General features: G+C 53.8%; 11 protein-coding genes. 1 reads left to right on the forward strand and 10 read right to left on the reverse strand.

What is annotated here, in order from left to right; translation table 11 throughout:
• Positions 1-94: 94 nt before the first annotated feature.
• The 9 genes from flhE to tar all read right to left on the reverse strand — a co-directional run bounded on the left by flhE (position 95) and on the right by tar (position 10,168).
• Positions 95-487: a flagellar protein FlhE gene (gene flhE, locus OGY10_RS13880; RefSeq protein ID WP_003833862.1), complete on the reverse strand. Its 393-nt coding sequence runs from the start codon at positions 485-487 to the stop codon at positions 95-97.
• A complete protein-coding gene (gene flhA, locus OGY10_RS13885; RefSeq protein WP_003833865.1) occupies positions 487-2,565 on the reverse strand; it encodes a flagellar biosynthesis protein FlhA in 2,079 nt (692 codons plus the stop codon). The genes flhE and flhA overlap by 1 nt, the downstream gene beginning before the upstream one ends.
• Positions 2,558-3,709 (reverse strand): flagellar biosynthesis protein FlhB, encoded by a 1,152-nt coding sequence (gene flhB, locus OGY10_RS13890; protein WP_003833866.1) that lies wholly within the window; start codon positions 3,707-3,709, stop codon positions 2,558-2,560. Before flhB ends, flhA begins: the two co-directional genes overlap by 8 nt.
• A 158-nt stretch (positions 3,710-3,867) precedes the next feature.
• Complete coding sequence (cheZ, locus tag OGY10_RS13895; protein ID WP_003034659.1) at positions 3,868-4,512, reverse strand: protein phosphatase CheZ; 645 nt, start codon at positions 4,510-4,512, stop codon at positions 3,868-3,870.
• Between the two features lie 10 nt (positions 4,513-4,522).
• Positions 4,523-4,912, reverse strand: coding sequence for a chemotaxis response regulator CheY (gene cheY, locus OGY10_RS13900; RefSeq protein WP_003034656.1), 390 nt, complete (start codon positions 4,910-4,912; stop codon positions 4,523-4,525).
• Positions 4,913-4,929: 17 nt separating this feature from the next.
• Positions 4,930-5,979 carry a protein-glutamate methylesterase/protein-glutamine glutaminase gene (locus OGY10_RS13905; RefSeq protein ID WP_286576915.1) on the reverse strand — a complete coding sequence of 350 codons (1,050 nt, stop codon included), beginning with the start codon at positions 5,977-5,979 and terminating at the stop codon, positions 4,930-4,932.
• A complete protein-coding gene (gene cheR, locus OGY10_RS13910) occupies positions 5,976-6,848 on the reverse strand; it encodes a protein-glutamate O-methyltransferase CheR (RefSeq protein ID WP_032943796.1) in 873 nt (290 codons plus the stop codon). The genes OGY10_RS13905 and cheR overlap by 4 nt, the downstream gene beginning before the upstream one ends.
• A gap of 19 nt (positions 6,849-6,867) precedes the next feature.
• Positions 6,868-8,469, reverse strand: a complete 1,602-nt coding sequence (tap, locus tag OGY10_RS13915; protein ID WP_008785067.1) for a methyl-accepting chemotaxis protein IV — start codon at positions 8,467-8,469, stop codon at positions 6,868-6,870.
• Positions 8,470-8,512: 43 nt separating this feature from the next.
• Positions 8,513-10,168: a methyl-accepting chemotaxis protein II gene (tar, locus tag OGY10_RS13920; RefSeq protein ID WP_286576916.1), complete on the reverse strand. Its 1,656-nt coding sequence runs from the start codon at positions 10,166-10,168 to the stop codon at positions 8,513-8,515.
• A gap of 406 nt (positions 10,169-10,574) precedes the next feature.
• Between tar and OGY10_RS13925 the strand changes: the two genes are divergently transcribed.
• Positions 10,575-11,834 carry a dicarboxylate/amino acid:cation symporter gene (locus tag OGY10_RS13925; protein ID WP_057068900.1) on the forward strand — a complete coding sequence of 420 codons (1,260 nt, stop codon included), beginning with the start codon at positions 10,575-10,577 and terminating at the stop codon, positions 11,832-11,834.
• A 76-nt stretch (positions 11,835-11,910) separates the two neighbouring features.
• On the opposite strand, the gene cheW is transcribed toward OGY10_RS13925, so the two are convergent.
• Positions 11,911-12,414: a chemotaxis protein CheW gene (cheW, locus tag OGY10_RS13930; RefSeq protein WP_003034638.1), complete on the reverse strand. Its 504-nt coding sequence runs from the start codon at positions 12,412-12,414 to the stop codon at positions 11,911-11,913.
• Between the last annotated feature and the right edge of the window lie 3 nt (positions 12,415-12,417).

Here is a 12,417-nt window from a genome sequence, read left to right on the forward strand (position 1 = left end):
ATTTTATAAAACGGCGTTTCTATTTAATTGAATGAGAGGCTGGAATGTTGAAACAACCAGCAGTTTCAACCGCTGGTCTGAATGACGGAGGGGGTTAACGGTAGTTCACAATCACCTGATTGCTCTGAATGCGTAACGCGGGGATCAGGCGACCACCGCCAGGGACTTCCCAGACAAAATGCATCGGTTCAATGGCCGGAACGTTATTGAACCCGTTGGTGGTCCCACTTTGCCCGTCCAGCTCGACACAACGGGACTGAGAACATAAACGCACCCGCAAACCTGCGGGCGTGGGGCCATTCAGCTCATAGCGCCAGGCCACCAGCGTCATCAAGCCTGAGACCGGCTGGCTGGGAACCAAAGGATCAGACGAGGCTGACTGGCCACGGTGATTTAAGGTGATCCCCATGCCACTTGCCTGCCAGGCCCCTTCTCCGGCGGCCTGCGCCACCAGAGGAAAAAACAACAACCACAGTAACTTACGCATTATTTACCTCCAATGGTCGCCGTCATGCGGATATGGCGGTTATCGGAAAGCTCCATATTCGATAACACCACCAACTGCGGGATGCTGCGGCGTAAAAACCGCGCCAGTAACGGACGTAACGCGTGATTAACCAGCAAGACCGGCGGCGCGCCCAACATTTCCTGCCGGGACAGCGCTTCCTGAGTCTGGGCCAGCAGTCGGTCTGCAAGCCCAGGCTCCAGACCGCCGCCCCCCTGCAGCGCTTGCAGCAGCAAACGCTCGAGCGGAGTATCAAGACCGATAACCTGAACCTCTTCATTACCCGGGAACCACTGCTGAGTGATGGCACGTCCTAACGCAACACGGACGACCGCGGTAAGCTCATGCGGATCGTTTTGCAACGGCGCATGTTCCGCCAGCGTTTCAAGAATGGTGCGCATATCGCGAATCGGTACTTTCTCATCCAGCAAGTTCTGCAGCACTTTATGCAGCGTGGTGAGCGTCACAACGCCCGGCACCAGATCTTCCGTCAGCTTTGGCATCTCCTGCGACACTCGATCCAGTAACTGCTGCGCTTCCTGACGGCCAAACAGCTCAGCGGCGAACTGCCCAATCAGGTGGTTTAGATGCGTAGCGACAACAGTACTGGCTTCAACCACCGTAAAGCCCTGAATCTGCGCCTGTTCCTTCAATGCGCTTTCAATCCAGATAGCGTCCAGTCCGAACGCCGGATCGACCGTTTTCTCACCCGGCAGCGACCCGGCGGCAGTACCCGGGTTAATAGCCAGCCAGCGTCCCGGATAGGCGTCACCGCTGCCAATTTCTACCCCTTTCATCAAAATTCGATAGCGGGCTGGCTGCAGATCCATATTGTCTCGAATGTGTACCACCGGCGGCAGGAAGCCCATATCCTGGGCAAATTTCTTACGAATACTGCGAATTCGCCCCAGCAACTCGCCATCCTGTTGAAAGTCCACCATTGGGATCAGGCGGTAACCAACCTCCATGCCCAGCGAATCTTCCAGTTGCACGTCGTTCCATGTGGCTTCCACCACGGAGTTGTTTTCCGGCATTTTCACCGGCTGCGGTTCATCCGGCGCTTTTTGCTCACGACCGCGCATCCACCATGCCAGAGCCAACAATGCGGCAGTAAACATCAGAAACACCAGGTTCGGCATGCCCGGAACCAGACCCAAAAGTCCAAGTACCGCCGCACTGAGCAACATGACGCTGGGGTTGCTGAACAGTTGGGTCACCATCTGTTCGCCTACGTCCTGGTCGGTACTCACGCGGGTCACGATAACACCCGCCGCGGTAGAGATAACCAGCGCAGGAATTTGTGCCACCAGCCCGTCACCGATGGTCAGCAGGGTATAACTTTCCGCAGCGCTGCCCATGCTCATACCATGCTGCAACACCCCAACTAACAGACCGCCGACCACGTTGATTACCATGATCAAAATACCAGCGATGGCATCTCCACGGACGAATTTACTCGCACCGTCCATTGAGCCGTAAAAATCCGCTTCCTGGGTCACTTCCGAGCGTCGTTTTTTAGCTTCATCTTCGCCAATCAGACCGGCATTCAAATCCGCATCAATCGCCATCTGCTTACCGGGCATACCATCCAGCACGAAGCGCGCGCCAACCTCGGCGATACGCCCTGCACCTTTGGTAATTACCATAAAGTTAATGATGACGAGAATCACGAAGACCACGATGCCGATCGCAAAGTTACCGCCCACCAGGAAGTGACCAAAGGCTTCAACCACCTTCCCCGCCGCCGCCGCGCCAGTGTGTCCTTCCATCAAAATGATACGGGTAGACGCGACGTTCAGCGCCAGACGTAATAATGTGGTAAACAGCAAAATCGTCGGGAATGCGGCAAACTCCAGTGTACGCTGGGTGAACATCGCCACCAGCAGCACCATGATCGACAGCGCAATGTTAAATGTGAACAGCAAATCGAGGACGAAAGCCGGCAGCGGCAGCACCATCATCGACAGAATCAGCAGGATGAGGATCGGTCCGGCAAGGATTTGCCATTGCGTGGATTTCAGGTTGCTGGGCAGACGCAGCATCGCGACCAGATTAGCCATCAGTATTCTTCTCGTTCATGAAATCCAGTGCTTCTGGCACCGGAAGGTTTTCAGGTTGTGGTGGACGTTTGCCGCCAGCCAGACGCCAGCGTTTTAGCTGCCATACCCATGCCAGTACTTCGGCAACGGCGGCGTATAATTGCCCCGGTATTTGCTGACCAATCTCAGCATGGCGATAGAGCGCACGCGCCAGTGGCGGCGCTTCTAATGTCGGGACACGGTGCTCTGCGCCAATTTCACGAATGCGCAGCGCAACCAGCCCGGCCCCTTTCGCAACAACTTTCGGCGCACTCATTTTGTTCTCGTCATACTTCAACGCCACTGAGTAGTGCGTAGGGTTAGTGACAATAACGTCTGCTTTCGGCACATCCGCCATCATGCGACGCTGAGCGGCCGCGCGCTGCATTTGACGAATTTTGCCCTTAACGTGCGGGTCACCTTCGCTTTGCTTAAATTCATCGCGGATATCCTGACGCGACATACGTAGCTTTTTCACATGGCTATAGATCTGGAAAAAGACGTCGAACCCCACCATCGGAATGACGCCAAGTACCACCAGAAGTGCACACATACCGACTAAATCCAGGGCGTTGCCCATCGCCGTAATCGGTGACTCCGCCATCAGACGCATCATCGCTGGCCAGTTATGCCAGAGATAAAATCCGGCCACGCTTCCCACCAACGTGGACTTCAGTATCGCTTTGAGCAGTTCTGCGCCGGTTTGCGCGGAAAACATGCGCTTAATGCCCGGCAACGGATTCAGCTTAGAGAATTTGGGTTGCAGGGATTTACCGCTGAAAATCAAGCCGCCAAGCATCACCGGGGAAATTAAAGCCACCAGAACGACGCCGGTAATCAACGGCAACAGCGCAATCATCGCGTCTTTAATCAGCAGGATGATTTGGCTGAGGATCAGATTAGGGTCGTTAACCATACTGTGGTCAAAACGTAATCCGGCCGACAGCATGCCAGCCAGCCTGCGGGCAAGCGACTCCCCACCAATCCAGATAATGCACACACCCACCAGCAAAATAAGCAGTGAGGTTAGCTCTTTGGATCGGGGGATCTGCCCTTCTTCCCGCGCTTTTTCAAGTCGGTGGGGTGTGGGGGCTTCTGTTTTGTCGTCGTCGCTTTCTTCTGCCACGCATCAGACCCTGGATAGAGATATAGGCGAGAATGATGCCAGAACAGCTATCCAGCAATGGGAAGAGTAAGCGGTAAAAAAGACGGGATTTATGGCTTTAAGCAGAATTGCGCGTAAGCCGGATGAGAGGCCCACGCCTCACATCCGGCAAATACTCATCAGAACCCGAGGCTATCCAGCAGGTCGTCAACCTGATCCTGGCTTGCCACTACGCCAGCTTTCGAGGCGTCAACCTGCGGACCGTTAAGCAAGCTTTCGTTTTCACGTTTTGGACGAGCGCCCTGTTCCGGAATGTTTTCCAACAGCACCATCAGCAGCTGACGTTCAATTTCCTGGATAACATCCATCATGCGCTTGATGACCTGTCCGGTGAGATCCTGGAAATCCTGCGCCATCATGATGTCCAGCAGCTGGGCATTGGTAAAGCTGGTATGTCCAGGCACATCACCAAGGAACTGACGGGTATCGGTGACCAGTTCACGAGCATCGGACAGTTCGATCGGATTTTCGAACCATTCATCCCAGCGTTTAGTCAGGTCTTTGGCCCCTTTTTCCATCGCGTCCTGATGCGGCTGCGAAGCTTCTACGCTGTTTAGCGCACGCTCCGCCGCCTGCGCGGTCATCTGTACAACGTAATCGAGACGATCGCGGGCATCAGGAATCGCTTCTGCCGCTTCGGCAATGGCCTGATCCAGCCCCAGTTCACGCAGGCTGTCGCGCAGCATTCGGGTCAAACTGCCGATGCGCGCGATGATGTCCCCTGCAGAGTGTTCGTCAGCAGGTTTAATTTGTGGTTGCATCATCATCACACCCTCACATGCCCAGTTTCTCAAAGATTTTATTCAGTTTTTCTTCCAGCGTCGCCGCCGTGAACGGTTTCACGACATAGCCACTGGCACCTGCCTGTGCTGCCGCAATGATGTTCTCTTTTTTCGCTTCTGCCGTGACCATCAGCACCGGCAGAGAAGCCATCCCGCCATCGGCACGGATGGTTTTCAGCAGTTCCAGTCCATCCATGTTCGGCATGTTCCAGTCAGAAATAACAAAACCGAATCCCCCAGCCTGCAGCTTGTTCAGCGCATCCACGCCGTCTTCAGCCTCTTCAACATTGTTGAATCCCAGCTCTTTAAGCAGGTTACGCACGATGCGACGCATGGTGGAAAAGTCATCCACAACCAAAAACTTAAGCTCTTTATCCGCCATAAAAATAAACTCCTGATTCAAATACGTATTGCCTGTCCGGCACTAATTTTCACCAGCATTTGCTGGCTCACCTGGCTAAGATCGACCACTTCGCTTACGCCACCCATATTGATGGCCTCGCGCGGCATGCCGAACACCACACAACTTGCTTCGTTTTGCGCAATGGTCCAGGCTCCCGCCTGATTCATCGCTAACATTCCGGCTGCGCCATCGTTGCCCATACCGGTCAGGATCACCCCGACGGCATTGCGCCCCGCATGTTTCGCCACCGAATGGAACAGCACATCCACTGAGGGCCGATGCCGATTAACCGGCGGACCGTCATGAATTTTGATTTGATAGTTCGCGCCACTGCGCGCCAGTTCCATATGCTTGTCGCCCGGCGCGATATACGCATGCCCCGGGAGTACGCGCTCTCCGTCTTCTGCCTCTTTCACGGTTATATGGCACAGTTTGTTCAGACGTTCGGCGAACGAACGGGTAAACCCTGGCGGCATATGCTGGGTAATAAGAATACCGGGGCTTGAAAGCGGCAATGGCTGGAGTACATGGCGAATTGCCTCTGTTCCTCCGGTTGACGCCCCAATCACCAGCAGTTTTTCCGAACTGAGTAACGGCCCTGCTTTCAAGGTCGTCGGTGCCGCCATGGGCTTATGGGCCGCCAGTTTTGCGCGCGATGCGGTGCGGATCTTTTCGGCAATCATCTCGCTATATGCCAGCATCCCTTCGCGGATCCCCAGTTGCGGTTTGGTGACAAAATCAATCGCCCCCAGTTCCAAGGCCCGCAGCGTGACCTCTGAACCTTTACCGGTCAGTGAAGAAACCATCACCACAGGCATTGGACGCAGGCGCATCAACTTCTCCAGGAAGTCGAGGCCGTCCATACGCGGCATTTCCACGTCCAGCGTCAGGACGTCGGGATTGTATTTTTTGATTAAATCCCGGGCGACCAACGGATCCGGCGCCGTCGCCACCATTTCCATATCACTGTGACTGTTAATAATTTCGGTCATGATTTGACGCATCAATGCAGAATCATCTACCGACAACACCCTGATTTTACTCATGCTTTATCCTTACCTGGCGCATGCGCATACACGGTCTGTCCACGCAGGCTAAACTCGCGCACAAGGTTGCTAAAGTTTTCTGAATGACCTGCAAACAGCAGCCCGTCAGGTTTAAGAAGTGGAACAAAACGGTGCAAAATGTCCTGTTGTGTCGTTTTATCGAAATAGATCATCACGTTACGACAAAATATGGCATCAAAAGGGCCAGGCACGTTGTACTGCTTATCCAGTAAGTTCACGCTGGAAAATTCAACATGACCTGCCAGTTCCTGCCTAACGCGTACCAGTCCTTCATGCGGCCCGGTGCCGCGCATGAAATAACGCTGCAACTGCTGGGGTGACAGCGTCTTTAGCTCATCGAGGCGGTAAATGCCGTTTCTGGCCTTTTCCAGCACTTCGGTATCAATGTCGCTGGCAAAAACGCGCCAGCGGCCCGGTGCCATACCTAAGGTATCGGCAAGCGTAATCGCAATGCTGTAGGGTTCTTCTCCGGTTGACGCCGCCGCGCTCCAGACGCGGTATTCACCGCTGCGCCGACGAGCGTGATCTGACAGCACCGGAAAATGATGCCCTTCGCGAAAAAACGCGGTCAGGTTGGTAGTCAGGGAGTTAATAAAAGCCTGCCACTCAGCACTGTTCTGGTTAGCTTCCAGCATGCTGAGATAGCGACCAAAGTCATCCAGCCCCAGGGTACGCAGTCGACGAACCAGGCGGTTATAAACCATGTCCCGCTTATGGTCGGCCAGTACGATCCCCGCACGCTGGTAGATTAATTGACATATCCGACGAAAATGCGCGTCAGACAGCGCGAGGCGCTGTGTCATCTGTAACAATAATGACGTTTGCCCGGAGGGCAGAGATGATGTCATAGCGCCTTCTCAATCACATTCAGGATACAACGGGCGCAACCTGAGGCTGCGCCAACTCTTGTTTTGCTACGGTTTGCTCTTCAAGTTTAAAAAATGCGACACAAGCAGAAAGATGATCGGCCTGCGTGGCAAGTTGTCCGGCGGCGGATGCGGCTTCTTCCACCAGACCGGCGTTTTGCTGCGTCACGGAGTCCATCTGGCTGACGGCCTGCGCCACCTGCTCAATGCCTCTGCGCTGTTCATCGGATGCCGAGGCAATCTCGCCCATGATGTCGTTAACCCGGGTCACCGAACTGACTATTTCCGTCATAGTGCGCGACGCCATATCCACCAGCTGCGAGCCCTGATGCACCCGGGTGACAGATTCCTCAATCAGTCCCTTAATTTCTTTCGCCGCCTGTGCGCTACGGCTTGCCAGATTGCGCACCTCACCAGCGACGACGGCAAAACCACGCCCTTGCTCCCCCGCCCTGGCAGCCTCTACCGCGGCATTCAACGCCAGGATATTGGTCTGGAAGGCAATGCTGTCAATCACGCCGATGATGTCGCCGATTTTCTGCGAGCTGGCAGAAATCTCATGCATGGTGCTGGCGACCCGGGACGTCTGCTCGCCACCTTTATGCGCTGTGTCTGCCGCACTTTTGGCGATTCCTGACGCCTGGCGTGCGTTATCAGCGTTCTGGCCGACGGTGGCGGTCAGTTGCTCCATGCTGGCCGCCGTTTGCGCCAGAGCGGCCGCTTGCTGTTCGGTTCGCGAAGATAAATCGTTATTGCCCATCGCAATTTCTGAAATACCGCTATGCATGGCTGAGCTGCCCTGACGAACGTCACTGACCGTTTCGCGTAACGCCTTTTGCATCTTCTGCAGGCTGGCAAAAATGGCCGAGATCTCATTGCGACCATAAACCGCTACCGGTCGTGCCAGGTTCCCCGCGGCAATACTGTCGAAATGGCTGCCAATAATCGCCAGCGGCTGAACGATCATCTTGCGCGACCAGAACAGCGCACCGCTGGTGAGCAGTGCCGCCAGTACCACCATGGTGGCGAAAATCACCCCCGACATATGGTAATTTCGCTGGCTCTGATCGCCTGCCGTTTGTAACACGCTGTCGATGTTGCTCTGCCACGCATTCACATTCGCATCAAAAGCATCCTGAGCCGCCTGCACCGGCGCGGTCAGAAAATCTGACAACTGATTGTTTTCAAGCCAGGTGGCCTGATGCGCGAGAGCGCTATGCCACTGGTTGAAATTTTTCTCAGTTGCGCCTAACAGCGCCTTGCCTTGTTCCGTCGAATCCGACGTCGCCATAAAGCGTTTAAACATCAATTCAGACTGCGCCAGGCTGTCGCGCGCGAGGGTCATCAGCGTTTTGATGTCCTCTGGCGGATAGCTCAGGGCGGTCAGCGTCCCTGCCTTATTAAGGGCCGTACTGGCCTGTAATAACACAGCGCGGGTTTGGGCCAGCGCAGCGCGTTGCTGATTACTCCGTTCGACCTGATTCAGGTTCTGAAAACCGTCCCGAAATGCCCAGAAGGACAAGCCATTACTGCCAATCTGCAAAACACCGCAGAGGATTAAAATCAAAAACAGCGTGGTCGAAATTCGAATACGATTAAACATCAACGCTCCCATCGGGCGGCACTGGCCGCGGTTTAACTATCAGTCAAAATGTTTCCCAATTCGTATCTTGTTCAATGCTCTGGCGCGGATAGGATGCGCTCGGGGCTGCTGGTAATCGTGTATCGCGTGGTTTTGTCGAGGCCGGACGTGACGCAAGACGGAAAGTCGATACCGACTGCGTTAAGCGACTGGCCTGTTCTTCAAGAGCGGCCGCTGCGGCAGCTGACTCCTGTACCAAAGAGGCGTTCTGCTGCGTAACGCGATCCATTTCAGAGACCGCGAGCGCAACCTGATCAATCCCCCGGCTTTGCTCATCAGATGCCGAGGCAATCTCGCCCATAATGTCGGTCACCCGCGTCACGGCATTGACGATGTCGTTCATTGTTTCGCCGGCGCTTTCTACCAGTACGGAACCGGTATCAACCCGGGAAACGGAATCCTCAATTAATGCTTTGATCTCTTTCGCCGCCTGCGCACTGCGGCTTGCCAGATTACGCACTTCACCCGCCACCACGGCAAAGCCGCGGCCTTGCTCACCGGCGCGTGCTGCTTCAACTGCCGCGTTCAGTGCGAGAATGTTGGTCTGAAAGGCAATGCCATCAATGACGCTGATGATGTCGGCGATTTTCTTCGAGCTATCGGCGATTTCGTGCATGGTGTTCACCACGCTATCAACCACTTTGCCGCCATGCTGCGCGGTATCGGACGCGCTTTTCGCCAGTTGCGAGGCCTGACGCGCGTTGTCCGCGTTTTGCTTCACGGTTGCGGTCAGCTGTTCCATGCTGGCAGCGGTCTCTTCCAGTGCAGACGCCTGCTGTTCCGTACGAGATGAAAGGTCAGTGTTTCCGCTGGCAATTTCGCTGGTACCGGAATAAATCGCATCAGAGCCTTCACGCACCAGAGTGACGGTTTCCGTCAGCGAGCGCTGCATATGATCAACCGTACTGGCCAGCTCGCCGATTTCGTTACGGCCACTAACGGCGAGAGTTGGGGTCAGGTTACCGCTGGCGATTTCCCGGATATGGGCAATGACACGGGACAGAGGATTAAGCAGGGTATGACGGATGCCATACCAGACCACCACCAGAATCAGCACCAGCACCACGGCCAGCACGCCAAGCTGCCATTGGGCGAAATGGTAATCCCGCGCGCTTTGATTAAATGCCTGGACGTAAAGCTTTTCGCTAACGCTGGCGTACTTGCCCAGCGCCTCGCCGAGCGCGTTTTGCATTCCCTGCGTAGGCTGCGCGAAGTAGGCGTCCATATTGCCGCTTTCCAGAAACTGAACCAGTTCTGCCAGGGCCGCATGGTACTGCTGATATTTTTCCTCAACGTTGCCGCTGGCTTCTGCCATTTCCGGCAACGGTGTGATGTTTTTAAATTTTTCGTAATGCGTTTCAGCCTGCGCCAGCGATGCTTTCGCATTCTTCAGCAGATCGTTTTTGGCGCTGCTTTGCTGGTTAGATGCATCCATCATCATGCGCGCAGAAGAACGGCTTAAATTGATTCGTGTCTGCAGCATCAGATCCCATGTTGAGGTGAGTTCACTTTGCTGCTGTCGAAGATCGTTAGAAATAACAAAACTTTGCTGATTCTGCTGCAATGAAGAAAACAACAGACCACCGGAAACAAGCTGTAGCAGTGCGAAAACCCCCAGCACCATCATCAGCATTGTGACAACGCGGATACGGTTAAACATAAGGCACCTTCCTGAAAACGAGTTATCAACGTTATCGGCACTCGCTGAGATAACTTTACGTTTGCGAAAAGGAAATCCTGAAGGGATGTGAAGCCTGGCGAGGGGAAGATAAAACGGGTGCGTAGCAACCACAAATCATTCACATAAAAACACCATAATTATCATGTAAATAACATTTATTTTCATCGGTGAGCACGGTCAGAATGGCCGAAATACGCATTTTTATGTGATTGAGATCACACATACGTATCGTAAATACCACAACAAAACGGATAAAAAATTAAAAAAAGTTGTATCCGCTTACGCTTTAATCCAATTTATATGATGAATACCTCGTTACCACTTAATAAGTATAAAAAATGAGTAACCGATCAATAAATGTTAAATCCTTACTGAGGGCTTTTTAGTGGCAAATGCAAACAAACTCACGTTGTTTATCGTGATCTTCATGCTGGCGGGGATCCTGTCGGGTGCGGTGATCCACTCTTATGCCTCCCCCGGCGTCGTGACCGCCTGGGCCGATAACATTACGCTTCTTACCGACATCTTTTTACGCCTGATTAAAATGGTGATCGCGCCTTTAGTATTCAGCACACTGACCGTTGGTATTATGCGCCTGGGAGAAACGTCCACCATCGGACGCGTGGGCGGCAAAGCGATGATCTGGTTTATCAGCTCTTCTATATTGTCTATCCTGGTCGGTCTGTTTGTGGTTTCCCTTGAGCAACCCGGCAGCGGGCTGAACCTGGCGATCCCGCTGGAAACCACCGACACCGGCCTGGCAGTGGGCGGCATGAGCCTGAAAGGTTTTCTGACACATACCATTCCAACCAGCATCGCCGAAGCGATGGCTAACAATGAGATCCTGCAAATTGTGGTGTTCTCAATGTTCTTCGGTATTGGCGGCGCATCCCTTGGTGAGAAATTCAACGCCCCGCTGGTTGCGGCGCTGGATGTGGTTTCCCATATTATGCTGAAAGTGACCGGCTACGTGATGTACGTTGCGCCGCTGGCAATTTTTGCCGCCATCTCCTCTGTTATCTCTACCCAGGGTTTGGGGATTCTGCTCAACTATGCCTCGTTCATCGGCGGCTACTATGTGGCTATTTTGCTGACCTGCCTGGTTCTGCTGGCTGTGGGTTATGTGATGCTAAAAAAAGAGGTATTCCGCCTGGTGAGCATGCTGAAAGACCCGGTTCTGGTCGCCTTCACCACCAGCAGTTCCGAAGCCGCTTATCCGAAAACGCTGGAGCAATTAACTAAATTTGGCTGCTCACCCAACATCGTGTCATTCGTGCTGCCTATCGGTTATTCGTTTAACCTGGTCGGTTCCATGGTCTATTGTTCATTTGCCTCCATGTTTATCGCGCAGGCCTATAATATTCACCTCTCCTTCGCAGAAATCACCGTCCTGATGCTGACGCTGATGCTGGCGTCCAAAGGGATTGCCGGTGTGCCGCGTTCAGCACTGGTAGTGCTGGCTGCAACCATCCCGAGCTTTAACATTCCGGTCGCCGGGATCCTGTTGCTGATGGGAATTGACCACTTCCTGGATATGGGACGTTCAGCAATAAACGTATTAGGTAACGGGATTGCAACGGCGATGCTGGCGCAGGATGAAGGTTTACTGGAAGAAGAACCGGAGCTGGTTGAGCGGGAAGCGTAAGAGGGAAATCTGCCGGATGCGCTACGCTAATCCGGCCTGCAACAGCAATCATTGTAGGCCGGATGAGTTATGGCGATTATGCGACGTGGGAAGCGGCAATATCCAGCAGCGCCATTTCTTCGCTGTTCAGCAGCTTCTCAATGTTGACCAGAATCAGCATCCGGTCACCCAGCGCACCCAATCCCGTCAAATATTCCGTCGACAGCGTGACCGCAAACTCCGGTGCCGGACGGATTTGATCCGTTGTCAGCGACAGCACATCCGAGACGCCATCTACCACAATTCCAACCACCCTCTGACCCAGATTCAGCACAATCACCACGGTGTTTTCGTTGTAATCCACATCGCTCTGGCTAAATTTCACGCGCAGGTCGACGATAGGCACAATCACACCACGCAGGTTTGTGACGCCTTTGATAAACGCAGGCGTGTTAGCGATACGCGTCACCTGATCATAACCACGGATTTCCTGCACTTTCAGGATATCGATACCGTACTCTTCATCCCCCAGCGTAAACACGAGGAATTCCTGACCTGACGGTTCGCCGGCCAGTTTAGTTACATTACTCATACCGGTCATATT

The sequence above is a fragment of the Citrobacter sp. Cpo148 genome, assembly GCF_030332375.1.
GTDB classification, from domain to species: Bacteria; Pseudomonadota; Gammaproteobacteria; order Enterobacterales; family Enterobacteriaceae; genus Citrobacter; species Citrobacter portucalensis.